At 42.6% G+C, this 15,422-nt stretch carries 23 protein-coding genes; 21 read left to right on the top strand and 2 right to left on the bottom strand.

Features of this window, described 5'->3' with window-relative positions:
* Positions 1-3: 3 nt before the first annotated feature.
* Positions 4-1,302 (bottom strand): S8 family peptidase, encoded by a 1,299-nt coding sequence (locus CRO04_RS02030; RefSeq protein ID WP_097002553.1) that lies wholly within the window; start codon positions 1,300-1,302, stop codon positions 4-6.
* A 185-nt stretch (positions 1,303-1,487) separates the two neighbouring features.
* On the opposite strand from CRO04_RS02030, the gene CRO04_RS02025 reads away from it, so the two are divergent.
* The 3 genes from CRO04_RS02025 to CRO04_RS02015 are packed head-to-tail and all read left to right on the top strand — an operon-like array spanning position 1,488 to position 4,137.
* Complete coding sequence (locus tag CRO04_RS02025; RefSeq protein ID WP_097002552.1) at positions 1,488-2,213, top strand: N-acetylmannosamine-6-phosphate 2-epimerase; 726 nt, start codon at positions 1,488-1,490, stop codon at positions 2,211-2,213.
* Positions 2,213-3,067, top strand: coding sequence for a MurR/RpiR family transcriptional regulator (locus tag CRO04_RS02020; RefSeq protein ID WP_097002551.1), 855 nt, complete (start codon positions 2,213-2,215; stop codon positions 3,065-3,067). The genes CRO04_RS02025 and CRO04_RS02020 overlap by 1 nt, the downstream gene beginning before the upstream one ends.
* A gap of 32 nt (positions 3,068-3,099) precedes the next feature.
* A complete protein-coding gene (locus CRO04_RS02015) occupies positions 3,100-4,137 on the top strand; it encodes an acyltransferase family protein (RefSeq protein WP_097002550.1) in 1,038 nt (345 codons plus the stop codon).
* A 5-nt stretch (positions 4,138-4,142) separates the two neighbouring features.
* Here the strand turns inward: CRO04_RS02015 and CRO04_RS02010 are convergent, their stop codons facing one another.
* Positions 4,143-5,012: a class I SAM-dependent methyltransferase gene (locus tag CRO04_RS02010; RefSeq protein WP_097002549.1), complete on the bottom strand. Its 870-nt coding sequence runs from the start codon at positions 5,010-5,012 to the stop codon at positions 4,143-4,145.
* 556 nt (positions 5,013-5,568) lie between these two features.
* Between CRO04_RS02010 and CRO04_RS02000 the strand changes: the two genes are divergently transcribed.
* The 18 genes from CRO04_RS02000 to rplF all read left to right on the top strand — a co-directional run bounded on the left by CRO04_RS02000 (position 5,569) and on the right by rplF (position 15,421).
* Complete coding sequence (locus CRO04_RS02000; RefSeq protein WP_097002547.1) at positions 5,569-6,921, top strand: cell wall-binding protein; 1,353 nt, start codon at positions 5,569-5,571, stop codon at positions 6,919-6,921.
* A 324-nt stretch (positions 6,922-7,245) separates the two neighbouring features.
* The gene (rpsJ, locus tag CRO04_RS01990; protein WP_013274341.1) at positions 7,246-7,563 is read left to right on the top strand and encodes a 30S ribosomal protein S10; all 318 of its coding nucleotides are present in this window, start codon (positions 7,246-7,248) and stop codon (positions 7,561-7,563) included.
* Between the two features lie 221 nt (positions 7,564-7,784).
* Entirely contained in the window at positions 7,785-8,420 is a 636-nt protein-coding gene (rplC, locus tag CRO04_RS01985) for a 50S ribosomal protein L3 (protein ID WP_097002545.1), read from the top strand.
* Positions 8,421-8,449: 29 nt separating this feature from the next.
* The gene (gene rplD, locus CRO04_RS01980) at positions 8,450-9,070 is read left to right on the top strand and encodes a 50S ribosomal protein L4 (RefSeq protein WP_097002544.1); all 621 of its coding nucleotides are present in this window, start codon (positions 8,450-8,452) and stop codon (positions 9,068-9,070) included.
* Entirely contained in the window at positions 9,070-9,369 is a 300-nt protein-coding gene (gene rplW / locus CRO04_RS01975) for a 50S ribosomal protein L23 (protein WP_097002543.1), read from the top strand. The genes rplD and rplW overlap by 1 nt, the downstream gene beginning before the upstream one ends.
* A gap of 273 nt (positions 9,370-9,642) precedes the next feature.
* Complete coding sequence (gene rplB, locus CRO04_RS01970) at positions 9,643-10,491, top strand: 50S ribosomal protein L2 (RefSeq protein ID WP_097002542.1); 849 nt, start codon at positions 9,643-9,645, stop codon at positions 10,489-10,491.
* A 19-nt stretch (positions 10,492-10,510) separates the two neighbouring features.
* Positions 10,511-10,792, top strand: a complete 282-nt coding sequence (gene rpsS / locus CRO04_RS01965; RefSeq protein WP_097002541.1) for a 30S ribosomal protein S19 — start codon at positions 10,511-10,513, stop codon at positions 10,790-10,792.
* Between the two features lie 77 nt (positions 10,793-10,869).
* On the top strand, positions 10,870-11,256 hold the full coding sequence (gene rplV / locus CRO04_RS01960; protein WP_097002540.1) for a 50S ribosomal protein L22: 387 nt from the start codon (positions 10,870-10,872) through the stop codon (positions 11,254-11,256).
* Between the two features lie 11 nt (positions 11,257-11,267).
* Positions 11,268-11,924 carry a 30S ribosomal protein S3 gene (rpsC, locus tag CRO04_RS01955; RefSeq protein WP_097002539.1) on the top strand — a complete coding sequence of 219 codons (657 nt, stop codon included), beginning with the start codon at positions 11,268-11,270 and terminating at the stop codon, positions 11,922-11,924.
* Complete coding sequence (rplP, locus tag CRO04_RS01950) at positions 11,924-12,349, top strand: 50S ribosomal protein L16 (protein WP_097002538.1); 426 nt, start codon at positions 11,924-11,926, stop codon at positions 12,347-12,349. The genes rpsC and rplP overlap by 1 nt, the downstream gene beginning before the upstream one ends.
* A gap of 2 nt (positions 12,350-12,351) precedes the next feature.
* Positions 12,352-12,558, top strand: a complete 207-nt coding sequence (gene rpmC, locus CRO04_RS01945; protein WP_097002715.1) for a 50S ribosomal protein L29 — start codon at positions 12,352-12,354, stop codon at positions 12,556-12,558.
* A gap of 95 nt (positions 12,559-12,653) precedes the next feature.
* Complete coding sequence (gene rpsQ / locus CRO04_RS01940) at positions 12,654-12,908, top strand: 30S ribosomal protein S17 (RefSeq protein WP_097002537.1); 255 nt, start codon at positions 12,654-12,656, stop codon at positions 12,906-12,908.
* Positions 12,909-12,934: 26 nt separating this feature from the next.
* The gene (gene rplN, locus CRO04_RS01935) at positions 12,935-13,303 is read left to right on the top strand and encodes a 50S ribosomal protein L14 (protein WP_097002536.1); all 369 of its coding nucleotides are present in this window, start codon (positions 12,935-12,937) and stop codon (positions 13,301-13,303) included.
* A 14-nt stretch (positions 13,304-13,317) separates the two neighbouring features.
* Positions 13,318-13,623: a 50S ribosomal protein L24 gene (rplX, locus tag CRO04_RS01930; RefSeq protein WP_097002535.1), complete on the top strand. Its 306-nt coding sequence runs from the start codon at positions 13,318-13,320 to the stop codon at positions 13,621-13,623.
* Positions 13,624-13,644: 21 nt separating this feature from the next.
* Entirely contained in the window at positions 13,645-14,184 is a 540-nt protein-coding gene (gene rplE / locus CRO04_RS01925; protein ID WP_097002534.1) for a 50S ribosomal protein L5, read from the top strand.
* Between the two features lie 15 nt (positions 14,185-14,199).
* Complete coding sequence (locus CRO04_RS01920; protein ID WP_002566501.1) at positions 14,200-14,385, top strand: type Z 30S ribosomal protein S14; 186 nt, start codon at positions 14,200-14,202, stop codon at positions 14,383-14,385.
* A 24-nt stretch (positions 14,386-14,409) separates the two neighbouring features.
* Positions 14,410-14,811, top strand: a complete 402-nt coding sequence (gene rpsH / locus CRO04_RS01915; protein ID WP_097002533.1) for a 30S ribosomal protein S8 — start codon at positions 14,410-14,412, stop codon at positions 14,809-14,811.
* Positions 14,812-14,878: 67 nt separating this feature from the next.
* Positions 14,879-15,421: a 50S ribosomal protein L6 gene (gene rplF, locus CRO04_RS01910; protein ID WP_097002532.1), complete on the top strand. Its 543-nt coding sequence runs from the start codon at positions 14,879-14,881 to the stop codon at positions 15,419-15,421.
* The last annotated feature ends 1 nt before the right edge of the window (position 15,422 follow it).

Genomic DNA, 15,422 nt, shown 5'->3' with positions numbered 1-15,422 from the left:
GCATTATTTCCAGGTTAAAGCACTGTAAGCATCCAGGAGACCTCCACTTACCAGTTTACCTGAAAGCGTATCCAGTTTTCTGCTGGAGTTGATAATAATGTTCTTCACATCGGCTAAACTAATATCTGTACGATACGAATAAAGCATGGCTGCAACACCTGTAACCATAGGAGCTGCCATAGAAGTTCCGCTCATATAACCATAGGAATTATCCGGTATAGTGCTTAGGATATAGGTTCCGGGTGCAGCTATATCTACGCTTGCCGCTCCGTAATTGGAATCCTTGCTTAAGGAACCGTCAAACAGGATATTTGCTACAGAGATAACATTATCATATGGAAGTGATGCAGGATAAACCGGATATACGTCGGTATTATAACCGAGGCCGGATATTCCTCCATTGCCGCAGGAGACAACAAAAAGCATATGGGAATTCTTAATTGTCTGGGCAAGCTCTTCGCTGTATCCGGTTGTTCCCATACTTAAGTTGCAGATGGAAGCTCCATTCTGTTCTGCATAGTGAATCGCATTGATTACTGCTGAAGGAGAACCCACACCTTCTTTTCCTCCCAGAGCTTTTAACGGCATGATTTTGACATAGTTGTTGTCCGTGATACCTGCAATTCCAAAACTCCCTCTTGATGCACCGATTGTTCCGGCTGCATGGGTGCCGTGGCTGTCCTCGCTGCCGGCAAAGACCTGATTGTTATTTGTATAAAAGTTCCAGCCATGAATATCATCTGCATAACCATTGCCATCGTTATCAATGCCGTCTCCATCTGTCTCCCCTGGGTTTGTCCAGATCGCATTCTGCAGCTCCTGATGGCCGATATCAATTCCTGTATCAATAATTGCAACAATAACAGATCGCTTATTTTCTGCCTGATCATAGAGAGCCCAGGCTGGCTGAATGTTAATGTCTATTCCTGAAACTGCATGGGTAACTTTTGCTTCATAATTTCCAGGACCCGGCTTTGGAGCGGTAAGATTGCCTGAGATGCCGCTTTCGCTGTATGGATTATCTACGTTCTTAAATTTCTGTACCATTTCGATGAGGCGGAATTCACCATCATTTTTTAAGCCCCACTGATACGTGGAAAATTCATCAGAGGCTGAGAGGTTATTAATCCCGGGTCCCAATGCCATGATATGCAAATCCTGTTCCTGTTCGTTATTAAATATATGAAGCAGTTCTTCTGATGCGCCGGATCTGCTGTCCGCTGAATCAGGATTCAATAAGAAAAGGATCCCTGTAAATAAGATTGCGAGAGACATGCATGCGGCGCTTATTATCTTTTTCATGATTTCTTACTCCTTATATAATGACTGTCTTTACGATTTCCTTATTATATCATAAACCCTACGCAGATTGCTGGAAAATTATGTGAAAATAATCTTAATTTTATCGATATCTCTTACTGCTTTATATTGAAATACCTTTTTCATCTGTGATATGATTACTTTGTTTAGATAAGGGAGGTAGGAAAATGGAGAATGCGATATTCGACCGGTTGGCGGGCGGACTGATAGTCTCATGCCAGGCTCTGCCGGATGAGCCTCTTTTCAGTTCTTATATTATGTCGCGAATGGCATATGCGGCCATGGAAGGCGGTGCGGTTGGTATCCGTGCCAATTCCATATCTGATATACGTGAAATTAAAAAAAATATAGACTTACCCATAATTGGCATTATAAAGCAAAGATATAAAGGAGCAGAGATTGTTATTACACCTACTATGAAAGAAGTGGAAGCCCTTGTTTTTGAGGGGGTGGACATCATTGCCCTGGACTGTACGCACAGACCACGGCCGGATGGAGATAAGCTGTCAGATTTTTTGAGAAAGATCAGATTAAAATTTCCGGTTCAGCTTTTTATGGCAGACTGCTCTGATTACGAAGAGGGGATGCTTGCTGCTCATATGGGAATTGATCTGATCGGGACGACTTTATGCGGCTATACCCAGTATACTCAAAACGCCGTTCTTCCTAATCTGGAACTAATCAGGAGGCTTTCCTCAGACAGTGGGAGACCTGTGATTGCAGAAGGTGGTATTAAAAACCCGGATCAGCTGAAAGCTGTATTCAAAGCGGGCGCATGGGCGGCAGTAGTAGGGAGTGCCATTACAAGACCCAGAGAGATAACCCGTGATTTTATAACCGGTGCGGGGTGCCGCATAGGAGAAAAAACAGATAAAAAGGGAGAAACAGAGTGATGAAAGGTGATTTTTTAACCAGGATTCGTGCAGAATATAATCAGTTTACAAAGGCTGAACGAAAAGTAGCGGATTATATACTCCAGAATTACAGAGAGGTGCTGTTTATGTCCATTACTGATCTGGCTGAAGCGTGTGAAGTTGGAGATACCAGTGTATTTCGCTTTTGCAAAACATTGGAGCTGAAAGGATATCAGGAATTTAAGATGCAGTTATCCCTGGGTCTGCATGATGAGACTACGGGACAGGGGCGTTTAGAAGGAGATATCAGCCTGAAAGATACCTTTGCGGAAGTATCCAGGAAGGTTCTTAACACAAATATGAGCGCACTGGAAGAAACGTATTCCTTATTAAATGAGGAAAGCTTCGACCAGGTAATTCGTTATCTTCACGAAGCAAAAAGGATATGTTTCTTTGGGGTGGGAGCGAGCATGCTATCCGCCATGAAAGCTGCAAATAAGTTCTTAAGAATTGAACCCAAGGTGTCCTGTGTATCGGATTCCCATATGCAGGCGATGGTTGCCTCCATGCTGGGGGAGGGAGAAGTAGCTGTGATATTTTCCTATTCAGGTGCTACAAAAGATACCATTCATGTTGCAGAGCTTGCAAAAAAGGCCGGTGCTGCTACGATCTGCATCACCCGCTTTGTAAAATCTCCGCTCACCTCATTTGCCGACGTAACGCTGCTTTGCGGAGCGAATGAAGGACCTTTGCAGGGAGGTTCCACATCCTCGGAAATCAGTCAGTTGTTTTTGATTGATTTAATGTATACGGAATATTACAGAAGGTATTTTGACACCTGTAATCAGGTGAATGAAAGGGTATCTTCATCAGTACTGGATAAGATGTGCTAAATTGATTGCATGAAAGTGAGAGGAGGAACCCAATGGAAGAAAAATATTTTCGTAATAAAGTGATCTGGTTTACATTTTTATTCAGTATACTGGTGATCTGGGTTCATTCTTATAATGCGGTACTGTTTTTAGGAAAGACCGGCGTTGCCTATCGGGTAGACTTACTGGAGCGCTTTTGGGGAAATACAGTAGCGCAGATTGCAGTCCCGGGCTTCTTTTTAATATCTTCCTATTTGTTTTTTCGGGGATATACAATGGAAAAGTTATGGGTTAAATGGAATTCCAGGATACGCAGTATTCTGGTTCCTTATATTATGTGGAACTTTCTGTATTATCTGGGTTATGTCATCGGGAGCAGAATTCCTTTTATATCCAGGGTCATAGGAAAAGGAAGAATTCCTTTCACCTTTCCGGAAGCAGCACAGGCAGTGCTTCACTTTTCCTATAATTATGTATTCTGGTATCTCAATCAGCTGATCCTTCTGGTCCTTCTTGCGCCTGTGATATATGTGATTGTAAAAAGAAAGGTATCTGGAATCGCATTATTGGCAGGTATTCTGGTTGCGATTTATCTGGGCGAGGCGCTTTTGTGGGTAAATCTGGATGCTCTCTTTTATTATTCATTCGGTGCATATGCTGCCATTCATGGAAAGGAGATAGCAGAAAGTCCTTTTAACAAAAATTTTCTTGCAGCAGGTGCCATTCTTTTCGTTGCTGCCTGTCTGATTAAGAACGTGGATATTCCCGGTCATGTGAGGGGAGAGTATGCGGCTGCCACAGTCTGCTTCAGACTGATGATTCCCGTAAGTTTATGGCTCATGATTCCTGGCAGATACCTAAAAGAAGTAAAGGACTGGATGAAACAGAATTTTTTTCTCTATGCCATACATTTTTCAGTTGTGCGTTTAATTAATAAAACGGGAGCATTGCTGCTCCCGCCAGTACCGGCCATAACGATTGGCCTTTATATCACTATGCCATTATTCTGTATTTTGATCAGTTACGCAGTCAGCATTCTTATGAGAAAACACCTGCCTCTGATCTGGTGCCTGTTTAACGGAGGACGTTGACCATTCTAACCCCGGTCTGACGACCATCTGCCGGAAGCACCGCATGGGAGAATTAGACCGGAGCTTTTCACAGGAAGTCCCACTTCGTCTGACTGAACCCGGCCTCCGAATTTCTGCACAATCTCTGTAGAAATCATATAGGACAATACAGAAGGAGCCAGTCCCGTAGTATAGGAATTGATGAGAAAGAATAACGGTGAATCAGATAAGAGCTGGGCACAGAGCTTTACAAATGGGTGGATGGATTCCTCGATCTTCCAGATCTCACCTTTTGGCCCTCTGCCATAAGACGGAGGATCCATAATAATAGCGTCATAATGATTGCCCCTTCTGATCTCCCGTTCAACGAATTTCACACAGTCATCGACGATCCAGCGGATAGAAGCGGATTCCAGTCCTGACGAACGGGCGTTTTCCTTGGCCCATCCAACCATACCCTTGGAAGCATCCACATGAGTCACGTGAGCTCCTGCCTTTGCAGCAGCCAGAGTTGCTCCCCCGGTATATGCAAAGAGATTGAGAACTTTCACCGGTCGTCCGGCCTGTCTTATTTTATCCCCAAACCAGTCCCAGTTAGCGGCCTGTTCCGGAAAAAGACCTGTGTGCTTAAAACTGAAGGGCTTCAGCTGAAATATTAATTCCTTATAATTAATAGTCCATTGCTCTGGAAGATGGAAGAATTCCCATTCGCCGCCGCCCTTGGCACTGCGGTGATAGTGACCATTCATTTTTGTCCAGCCCGGTTCTTTTTTGGGGGTGGACCAGATGACCTGGGGGTCCGGACGAACCAGGAGATAATGCCCCCATCGTTCTAATTTTTCACCCTCTGAACAATCTATTACTTCATAATCTTTCCAGCCGTCTGCAATCCACATACTTGTTGCCGCCTTTCTTTCTATATAAATGTCTTAATTTATCTTAATGATTCTATGATTATACTGGATAGAGCTATGAGCGTCAAGGTTATTCACACCTTGTCTGCCACTTCTATATATTATAGTATAATAATAAATAAAGAGGTGTAAGACTTATGGGCTGTTTCCGGATGGGATTTTCCTTCGGCTGCTGTGGGTGTAATTACTGGTGTAACTGGCGGGGCTGTAATGGCTGCGGCTGGATCTGCAGTAATCGCTGCAATAACCGGTCAGGCTTCTTAAGAAGCTGCCGGTCAAACTGTGGATGCAGAAATAACTGCTGCAGGAGAAATAACTGCTGCAGATAGATATATAAAATAGATTGAAAGACAGGAAATGCCGGGACGGGTGGTTTTATTCCTCCATTCCGGCATTTTTCTTTCTATGCTATATGGAGTAAATTACTAAGAGCAATAATTTTGTAATAGAATTGAAAGATTAAAACAGTTGAATAATCTAAGATTAATTGTTAAAATAAATATTAGTAAAAAAGGAAATCCCTGTAAGGAGTGAAGATATGAAAAGAAAAGGTCTCATTGCACTGGCGGCAGCAGTCATACTGACAGTCGGAGCGGCATCTATGGACGTCTGGGCGGCCGAGGGGTGGGCACAGTCAGGAAGCACCTGGGTGTATTATGATTCAAGCGGAGGTAAAGTAAGCAATACCTGGAAAAAAGGTGCGGATAATTTGTGGAGGTATTTAGACAGCAATGGTGATATGGCAGTCAATACCTGGGTTGAGAACACTTATTATATGGATTCCAACGGTATTCTCGTAACGGATAAGTGGATGAAATTTAAGGATTCCGGCAGTAATGATTACAAGTGGTATTATTTTGGGAGCAGCGGAAAAGCGATTATGGATAACTGGTCTAAAATCGACAATAAGTGGTACTATTTTGATCCCAACGGGGAGATGCAGACGGGCTGGATCCTTGACGACATGTATTATACAGGAGCGGACGGAGTCATGAAGACGGGCTGGCAGAAGCTTTATCCCCCGGACAGTGACGATGACGGACGGATCACGCCCGGAGATTCTGATGAAGGAAAGTTCTGGTTCTACTTCAGTGATAACGGCAAGAAATATGTACCAAAAGATTTTTCCGGAGATTACGGTACTTATAGAATTGACGGAATTTCATATTGTTTTAATGATAAAGGGGAACTGCAGTCAGGCTGGAAGAAAGTCGGTGTTGATAACGCAGAATATGAGATTCAAGATTACAAATATTACGATCCCAATGGTAAACTCCGGGAGGGCTGGTATTCCACAGAACCACCTGAGGATTTAAGCGGATACGAAGAGAGTGTAGAGTGGTTCTATTTTTCCAGTTCAGGAATTCCCAAAGCAGGTCCCAAGGAAGGTGAGGCCAGTACCTCCAATCTGGTAAGGATTAAAGACAATACATACCTGTTTAATGATCTGGGTGTTCCGGTGTATGGACTTCAGAAGCTGCACATCGGAAGCGGTTCTGATTATACAGCTTTTTATTTCGGAGATAAAAAGACAAGCAGTATGCAGACCGGAAGAGTCAAGGTAATAGAAGGAGACGGAAGCGAATGCATGTATTACTTCAGTAACAGCGGCAGGGGTTATACCGGAGTGAAGGATGGCTATCTCTATTATATGGGAAAGCTTCAGTCTGCAGAAGACGGCTCCAAGTATGAGCCAATTTCCATTCCTACTGGCAGTACAACAACTACCTATGTTGTGAATACATCAGGAAGAGTATCCAGGGGAACAACCGTAAAAAGCGCTGATGGCGTGAAATACAAAACAAGCAGCAACGGAACTCTTTTAAAAGTGGATGATGAAACGCCCTCTGGTAATGAAGGAAGAGAGCCTTATGAACCAGTCTGGAAGTAAAAATCAGACTTATAAATGCGCAGAATCTGGAAAAATCAGATTCTGCGTTTTTTTTTGAAAAAAGTACTTGCAATACTATGGAAAATATGGTATTCTGTTAAGGCTGTGGCATGATAGCTGTGAAACGTGAGGTTGCTGCTGAAAAGCAGGTTTTCCGTGGAGCGAATGTCAAGTTAGGAAACTGGCGACAAGTCACTGTACAATTTAAAATTCTGTTTATTTCAAACAGATGGTCAGTGTGGGTCATGAATGACACACACGGGAACGTGTACAGTCACCGCTTGTCGTACTTCTACTAAGTGCGAAAAGGAGGCGACTTTTTTTATGGCAAGTCAAGTAATGAGAATCACATTAAAGGCGTATGATCATCAGTTAGTTGATCAGTCTGCAGGCAAAATCATCGACACTGTAAAAAAGACAGGATCAAAAGTGAGCGGACCGGTGCCGTTACCAACAAAGAAGGAAGTGGTAACTATCTTAAGAGCGGTTCACAAGTACAAAGATTCCAGAGAGCAGTTCGAGCAGAGAACGCATAAGAGACTCATCGATATCATTACACCAAGCCAGAAGACTGTTGATGCATTATCCAGACTGGAAATGCCGGCAGGGGTGTATATCGATATCAAGATGAAGAATAAATAATCTTCATCGGAAGAAACAATTTGGGTAAGGTCCTGAAGGGTTTTAATATAGAAGCAACACTTTTTCCTCTAAGGAATCAACATCTCCATGAGCGGTAACGCATGGTAAGCAATTACGCATTCGTGAGACCGCGGGAGTCATAGTGTTCCACGTATATTGGACTGTTCTAGGATGATTGCGAAAGCAATCCGCTGTAGAATTAACAACCAGGAGGTAAAAACATGAAGAAGGGTATTTTAGCTACCAAAGTCGGAATGACACAGATCTTCAATGAAAACGGAGTATTAACTCCAGTAACAGTTCTTCAGGCTGGTCCTTGTGTAGTAACACAGGTTAAGACAGTTGAGAACGATGGTTACAATGCAGTACAGGTTGGTTATGTTGATAAGAGAGAAAAGCTCATCAGCAAACCATTAAAAGGCCATTTTGATAAGGCTGGTGTTTCTTACAAGAGATTTGTAAGAGAATTTAAGTTCGAGAATGCTTCTGAGTATTCTGTGAAAGATGAAATCAAAGCAGAAGTCTTCGCTGCAGGCGATAAGATCGATGCAACCGCAATCTCCAAAGGTAAAGGTTTCCAGGGTGCTATTAAGAGACACGGACAGTCCAGAGGACCTATGGCTCATGGTTCCAAGTTCCATCGTCATGCAGGTTCCAACGGTGCATGTTCTGATCCGAGCAAGGTATTCAAGGGCAAGAAGATGCCTGGACAGATGGGTAACAAGAAGGTAACAATCCAGAACCTTGAAATCGTTAGAGTTGATGCAGAAAACAACCTGATTTTGGTTAAGGGTGCGATACCAGGACCGAAGAAGTCTTTAGTAACAATCAAGGAAACAGTAAAAGCAGCTAACTAATGCTTTTATAAGAAAGGAGGATTACACAGATGGCAAACGTATCTGTTTACAATATGGAAGGTAAAGAAGTTGGCACATTAGAGTTAAGCGATGCAGTGTTTGGTGTAGATGTGAATGAACATCTCGTACACATGGCAGTCGTAAGCCAGCTTGCAAATAAGCGCCAGGGAACACAGAAAGCTAAAACACGCGCTGAAGTATCCGGCGGCGGTAGAAAACCGTGGAAACAGAAAGGAACCGGTCATGCCAGACAGGGTTCAACAAGATCTCCTCAGTGGACAGGCGGCGGAGTAGTATTCGCACCAACACCAAGAGATTATACAATCAGACTGAACAAGAAGGAAAAGAGACTTGCTCTTAAATCCGCACTTACCAGCAGAGTGAACGAGAATAAGTTCATCGTTGTTGACGAGTTAAAGTTTGATGAAATCAAAACAAAGAAATTCCAGGCTGTATTAGACAGCTTAAAGGTATCCAAGGCTCTTGTAGTTGTTGGAGATGACAGCACTAACACAGTTATGAGCGCAAGAAACATCGCTGCTGTTAAGACTGCTTTTGTTAACACAATTAATGTATACGATATCTTAAAGTATAACACAGTTGTTGCTACCAAGACTGCTGTTGCAGCAATCGAGGAGGTGTACGCATAATGGCAGATATTAAATATTACGACGTGATTCAGAAACCTATCGTTACTGAAAAAAGCATGAACGCTATGGCGTCCAAAAAGTACACATTTTTAGTGCACACAGATGCGAATAAGACGATGATCAAGGAAGCTGTTGAAAAGATGTTCCCAGGCACAAAGGTTGCCAGCGTGAACACCATGAACTTAGAGGGAAAGACCAAAAGAAGAGGTACAACTTTCGGTAAGACTGCTAAGACCAAGAAAGCAATTGTTCAGTTAACAGCTGACAGCAAAGATATCGAAATTTTCGAAGGACTGTAAGATCGGAACGCTTGGCATGAAGTGATTCGGGCCCGGCGTCAACGATTTTCAGTTACCTGAGTGATGAACATTATATCACAATAAACAAGATACGCCAGGCGGCGTTGAAACACCATACTGGTATACCTTGATGTCCAAAAAGCATGGACAAAAAAGCAGAGCGCCTTACGGCATCCCTTTATGTCCAAAAAGCATGGACAAAAAAGCAGAGCGCCTTACGGCATCCCTTTATGTCCAAAAAGCGTGGACAAAAAAGCAGAAAGGAGAAACAAAATGGGAATCAAAAAGTATAACCCATATACCCCTTCCAGAAGACAAATGACCGGATCTGATTTCAGCGAAATCACAAAGTCAACTCCTGAGAAATCCTTAATCAGCAAAACTATTAAGAAAACAGCCGGCCGTAATAACCAGGGTAAAATTACTGTCAGACATCGCGGAGGCGGCGTTAAAAGAAAATATAGAATCATTGACTTCAAAAGAAACAGTAAAGATGGCATTGCAGCAACTGTAATCGGTGTAGAGTACGATCCGAACAGAACTGCTAATATCGCACTGATCAGCTATGTAGACGGAACAAAGGCTTATATCCTTGCTCCAGCTGGTTTAACAGACGGAATGACTGTTATGAGCGGCGAGACTGCAGAAGCAAGAGTTGGTAACTGCCTTCCATTAAGCAAGATCCCGGTTGGTGCTCAGGTTCATAACATTGAGCTTTACCCAGGAAAAGGCGGACAGCTGGTTCGTTCTGCTGGTAACAGCGCACAGTTAATGGCGAAAGAAGGAAAATATGCAACTCTTCGTTTACCTTCCGGCGAGATGAGAATGGTTCCGATCAACTGCAGAGCTACTATCGGCGTTGTAGGAAATGGCGATCACAACCTGATCAATATCGGTAAAGCTGGTAGAAAACGTCACATGGGATTCCGTCCTACAGTCCGCGGTTCCGTTATGAACCCGAATGACCATCCACACGGTGGTGGTGAAGGTAAGACTGGCATCGGACGTCCGGGCCCATCTACACCATGGGGTAAACCAGCACTTGGCTTAAAGACCAGAAAGAAAAACAAGCAGTCTAACAGATTGATCGTAAGAAGAAGAGATGGAAAGACCGTTAAATAATTGAAGGAGGTTAGAACCTATGGCTCGCTCACTTAAAAAAGGACCATTTGCAGATGCTCATTTACTGAAAAAAGTAGATGCTATGAACGCAGCAGGACAGAAGCAGGTAATTAAGACTTGGTCTCGCCGTTCTACAATCTTCCCGCAGATGGTTGGACATACAATTGCAGTTCATGATGGCAGAAAACACGTTCCGGTATATGTTACAGAAGATATGGTTGGACATAAACTGGGTGAATTCGTTGCTACCAGATCTTACAGAGGACATGGAAAAGACGAGAAAAAATCAGGACGTAAGTAATATAGAAACAGACACCCTCCGGGTATTCTTGTTTGAGAATTCCCACAGGGCGTTAAAGTTGAAAGGAGGATTCACCTATGGCTAAGGGACATAGAAGCCAGATTAAGAGAGAAAGAAATGCCCAGAAGGACACAAGACCGTCAGCAAAGTTATCCTATGCTAGGGTTTCAGTTCAGAAGGCATGCTTCGTATTAGATGCCATCAGAGGCAAAGATGCTGTTTCAGCACTTGGTATTGTAACTTACAATCCCAGATATGCTTCTACTTTAATAGAGAAGTTATTAAAATCAGCAATCGCAAATGCTGAGAACAATAACGGAATGGACCCGGCAAAACTTTACGTAGAGGAATGTTTTGCAAATAAGGGGCCGACAATGAAGAGAGTAAAACCGAGAGCACAGGGCCGCGCTTACAGAATCGAAAAGAGAATGAGCCACATCACCATCGTGCTTAATGAAAGATAAGGAGGCAAATAATGGGACAGAAAGTTAATCCACACGGCTTAAGAGTCGGTGTTATTAAAGACTGGGACTCAAAATGGTATGCTGAAGCTGATTTCGCAGATAACTTAGTAGAAGATTATGCGATCAGAAAATTCCTGAAGAAGAAATTATACAGCGCCGGCATTTCTGATATTGAAATTGAACGTGCATCTGACCGCGTTAAAGTTGTTATCCACACAGCAAAACCAGGTGTAGTAATCGGTAAGGGTGGATCTGAAATTGAGAAGGTAAAAGCTGAAGTTCAGAAGCTTACAGATAAGAAGTTATTTGTTGATATTAAAGAGATTAAAAGACCAGACAAAGATGCTCAGTTAGTAGCTGAATCTATTGCACAGCAGTTAGAGAACCGTGTTTCCTTCCGTCGTGCTATGAAGTCTACCATGGGACGTTCCATGAAATCTGGTATTAAAGGAATTAAGACTGCAGTTGCAGGTCGTCTTGGCGGTGCTGATATGGCTCGTACAGAGTTCTACAGCGAAGGAACTATTCCGTTACAGACACTCAGAGCAGATATTGACTATGGTTTCGCTGAGGCAGATACAACCTATGGTAAGATCGGTGTTAAGGTATGGATCTACAATGGCGAAGTACTTCCAACTAAAGGAAAAAAGGAAGGGAGCGATAAATAATGTTAATGCCTAAGAGAGTTAAGCGTCGTAAACAGTTCCGTGGAAGCATGGCTGGTAAAGCTTTAAGAGGCAATACAATCAGCAATGGTGAGTTCGGTTTAGTCGCTTTAGACCCATGTTGGATCAAATCAAATCAGATCGAGGCAGCCCGTGTTGCCATGACCCGTTATATTAAGCGTGGTGGTAAAGTCTGGATCAAGATTTTCCCGGATAAGCCTGTAACAGCAAAGCCAGCAGAAACCCGAATGGGTTCCGGTAAGGGCGCTCTGGAGTACTGGGTAGCAGTAGTAAAACCAGGTCGTGTATTATTTGAAATCGCTGGAGTACCTGAAGAAACAGCACGTGAAGCTTTACGTCTTGCTATGCACAAGTTACCATGCAGATGTAAAATTGCTGCTAAGGCAGATTTAGAAGGCGGTGAATGACAGTGAAAATGAATAAATATGTTGAAGAATTAAAAGGAAAATCAGTTGCCGAGCTGAATGTAGAATTAGTAGCTGCAAAGAAAGAACTTTTCAACTTAAGATTCCAGAATGCAACCAACCAGCTTGATAACACAAGCCGGATCAAAGAGGTTCGCAAAAACATTGCCAGAATTCAGACTGTTATAACTGAGAAGGCTAAATTAGCTTAAGTTGCAGCTTATTAAAAAGCATGACACACACGAGTGTGTGTTAACTTATAGATTGGGGCCATGGAAGGCCAAAACTCGAAAGGAGAATACAGAACGTGGAAAGAAATCTTAGAAAAACCCGTACTGGTAAGGTTGTGAGCAACAAGATGGATAAGACCATCGTTGTAGCGATTGAAGACCATGTAGAACATCCTTTATACGGCAAGATCGTAAAAAGAACGTATAAATTAAAAGCTCATGATGAGAAGAATGACTGCAACATGGGCGATACCGTAAAAGTAATGGAAACAAGACCGCTGTCAAAAGACAAGAGATGGAGACTTGTTGAGATTCTCGAAAGAGCGAAATAATTTATTTCCAGGAAGGAGTAACAGGCATGATTCAGCAGGAAACCAGATTAAGGGTTGCCGACAATACCGGTGCAAAAGAACTTCTTTGTATCCGTGTTATGGGCGGATCTACAAGAAGATATGCTAATATTGGTGATGTTATCGTTGCCAGCGTAAAAGATGCAACACCTGGCGGTGTTGTGAAGAAAGGCGACGTTGTCAAAGCCGTTGTGGTACGTACTGTTAAAGGCGCGCGCCGTAAAGACGGTTCATATATCAAGTTCGATGAGAATGCTGCCGTAATTATCAAAGATGACAAGACTCCAAAAGGAACTCGTATCTTTGGACCGGTTGCCAGAGAGTTAAGAGAGAAACAGTTCATGAAAATTGTTTCCTTAGCTCCGGAAGTATTATAAGGAGGTGTCGGACTGTGCATAAAATAAAAAGAGACGACCTTGTAAAGGTTATCGCAGGAAAAGATAGAGATAAACAGGGTAAGGTTCTTCACGTGGATACGAAGAACAACAGAGTGGTAGTGGAAGGCGTAAACATGATCACAAAGCATGTGAAACCAGGCGCAGGAAACCCACAGGGCGGTATCGTACAGAAAGAAGCTGCACTTGATATCTCCAATGTAATGCTTGTTGTTGACGGAAAAGCAACCAGAGTCGGCTTTGAAGTAAAAGACGGCAAGAAAGTCCGCGTTGCTAAAACAACCGGCAAAGTAATTGACTAATTCGGAGAGGAGGAATAAAAATTGGCTAGATTAAAAGAGACCTACCAGTCAGAGATCGTAGAAGCTATGATCAAGAAATTTGGATATAAGAACAGCATGGAAGTTCCGAAGTTAGATAAGATTGTCATCAATATGGGTATTGGTGAAGCAAAGGAAAACGCCAAGATTTTAGACTCTGCAGTAAGAGATTTAGAAATCATCTCCGGACAGAAAGCAGTTTTAACAAAGGCTAAAAAATCAGTTGCTAACTTCAAAATCAGAGAAGGTATGCCAATCGGCTGTAAAGTTACCTTACGCGGTAAGAGAATGTATGAGTTTGCTGATCGTCTGATCAACCTTGCACTTCCTCGTGTACGTGACTTCAGAGGTGTAAATCCTAACGCATTTGATGGCAGAGGAAACTTTGCACTTGGAATCAAGGAACAGCTTATTTTCCCTGAAATTGAGTACGATAAAGTTGACAAGGTAAGAGGTATGGACATTATATTTGTTACTACCGCTAAGACAGACGAAGAAGCCCGTGAACTTTTGACATTATTCAATATGCCATTTGCAAAATAGTAGGAGGAATTATCCATGGCTAAGACTTCAATGAAGATCAAACAGCAGAGACCTGCTAAATTCTCCACAAGAGAATATAATCGTTGCAGAATCTGCGGTCGTCCGCATGCTTATTTAAGAAAATACGGAATTTGCAGAATCTGCTTCCGTGAATTAGCATATAAGGGTCAGATCCCAGGCGTTAAAAAAGCAAGCTGGTAAAATAAGGAAGGAGGCAATTTCAAAATGACAATGAGCGATCCAATCGCAGATATGCTTACAAGAATCCGTAATGCAAATACTGCAAAACATGATACAGTAGATGTACCTTCATCCAAGATGAAATTAGCTATTGCTGATATCCTTGTTAAAGAGGGATACATTAAAAAATATGATATCGTAGAAGATGGTGCGTTCCAGACAATCCGGATCACATTAAAATACGGTAAAGATAAAAACGAAAAAATTATCACAGGCATCAAGAGAATTTCCAAACCTGGTTTACGTGTATATGCAAGCAAGGAAGAAATGCCAAGAGTACTGGGCGGTCTTGGAACTGCAATCATTTCCACAAACCTGGGTGTAGTTACCGATAAGGAAGCACGCAACCAGGGCGTTGGCGGAGAAGTTCTTGCATTTATCTGGTAATTAACAAAGCATCTGAAAACAGAGGGAACGCACAGATTCCCTCCGAAAATTTAAGGAGGTAAACGGCATGTCACGTATAGGAAGAATGCCTATCGCGATTCCAGCAGGCGTTACTGTTGCAATTGCAGAAAATAATAAAGTGACTGTAAAAGGTCCTAAGGGAACTCTTGAGAGAGTATTACCCTCAGAGATGACAATCAAAGAAGAAGATGGTCATATCGTTGTAACAAGACCAAATGATTTAAAGAAAATGAAATCTTTACACGGTCTTACAAGAACCTTAATCAACAACATGATCGTTGGAGTTACTGCAGGATATGAGAAAAAGCTTGAAATCAACGGTGTTGGTTACAGAGCTCAGAAGCAGGGCAAGAAGCTTGTTCTTTCCCTTGGCTATTCCCATCCGGTAGAAATGGAAGATCCGGAAGGAATCGAATCTGCCATGGAAGGTCAGAACATCATCTTCATTAGAGGTATCGATAAAGAAAAAGTTGGCCAGTACGCTGCTGAAATCAGAGATAAGAGAAGACCTGAGCCGTATAAGGGCAAGGGTATCAAGTATGCTGACGAAGTGATCAGACGTAAAGTTGGTAAGACTGGTAAGAAATAAT

Source organism: Lacrimispora amygdalina, assembly GCF_900205965.1.
GTDB classification, from domain to species: Bacteria; Bacillota; Clostridia; order Lachnospirales; family Lachnospiraceae; genus Lacrimispora; species Lacrimispora amygdalina_A.
Note: the sequence above shows the minus strand (reverse complement) of the source record. Positions and strands in the feature narration are given on the sequence as shown.

Excerpts from the sequence above, each read along its gene's own strand:
- CRO04_RS02030 (WP_097002553.1), bottom strand. The coding sequence starts at position 1,302 with ATGAAAAAGATAATAAGCGCCGCATGCATGTCTCTCGCAATCTTATTT.
- rplD (WP_097002544.1), top strand. The coding sequence starts at position 8,450 with ATGGCAAACGTATCTGTTTACAATATGGAAGGTAAAGAAGTTGGCACA.
- CRO04_RS01920 (WP_002566501.1), top strand. The coding sequence starts at position 14,200 with ATGGCTAAGACTTCAATGAAGATCAAACAGCAGAGACCTGCTAAATTC.
- CRO04_RS02025 (WP_097002552.1), top strand. The coding sequence starts at position 1,488 with ATGGAGAATGCGATATTCGACCGGTTGGCGGGCGGACTGATAGTCTCA.
- CRO04_RS02015 (WP_097002550.1), top strand. The coding sequence starts at position 3,100 with ATGGAAGAAAAATATTTTCGTAATAAAGTGATCTGGTTTACATTTTTA.
- rplW (WP_097002543.1), top strand. The coding sequence starts at position 9,070 with ATGGCAGATATTAAATATTACGACGTGATTCAGAAACCTATCGTTACT.
- rplB (WP_097002542.1), top strand. The coding sequence starts at position 9,643 with ATGGGAATCAAAAAGTATAACCCATATACCCCTTCCAGAAGACAAATG.
- CRO04_RS02000 (WP_097002547.1), top strand. The coding sequence starts at position 5,569 with ATGAAAAGAAAAGGTCTCATTGCACTGGCGGCAGCAGTCATACTGACA.
- rplC (WP_097002545.1), top strand. The coding sequence starts at position 7,785 with ATGAAGAAGGGTATTTTAGCTACCAAAGTCGGAATGACACAGATCTTC.
- rpsH (WP_097002533.1), top strand. The coding sequence starts at position 14,410 with ATGACAATGAGCGATCCAATCGCAGATATGCTTACAAGAATCCGTAAT.
- CRO04_RS02020 (WP_097002551.1), top strand. The coding sequence starts at position 2,213 with ATGAAAGGTGATTTTTTAACCAGGATTCGTGCAGAATATAATCAGTTT.
- rplF (WP_097002532.1), top strand. The coding sequence starts at position 14,879 with ATGTCACGTATAGGAAGAATGCCTATCGCGATTCCAGCAGGCGTTACT.
- rpsC (WP_097002539.1), top strand. The coding sequence starts at position 11,268 with ATGGGACAGAAAGTTAATCCACACGGCTTAAGAGTCGGTGTTATTAAA.
- rplP (WP_097002538.1), top strand. The coding sequence starts at position 11,924 with ATGTTAATGCCTAAGAGAGTTAAGCGTCGTAAACAGTTCCGTGGAAGC.
- rplN (WP_097002536.1), top strand. The coding sequence starts at position 12,935 with ATGATTCAGCAGGAAACCAGATTAAGGGTTGCCGACAATACCGGTGCA.
- CRO04_RS02010 (WP_097002549.1), bottom strand. The coding sequence starts at position 5,012 with ATGTGGATTGCAGACGGCTGGAAAGATTATGAAGTAATAGATTGTTCA.
- rpsJ (WP_013274341.1), top strand. The coding sequence starts at position 7,246 with ATGGCAAGTCAAGTAATGAGAATCACATTAAAGGCGTATGATCATCAG.
- rplV (WP_097002540.1), top strand. The coding sequence starts at position 10,870 with ATGGCTAAGGGACATAGAAGCCAGATTAAGAGAGAAAGAAATGCCCAG.
- rpsS (WP_097002541.1), top strand. The coding sequence starts at position 10,511 with ATGGCTCGCTCACTTAAAAAAGGACCATTTGCAGATGCTCATTTACTG.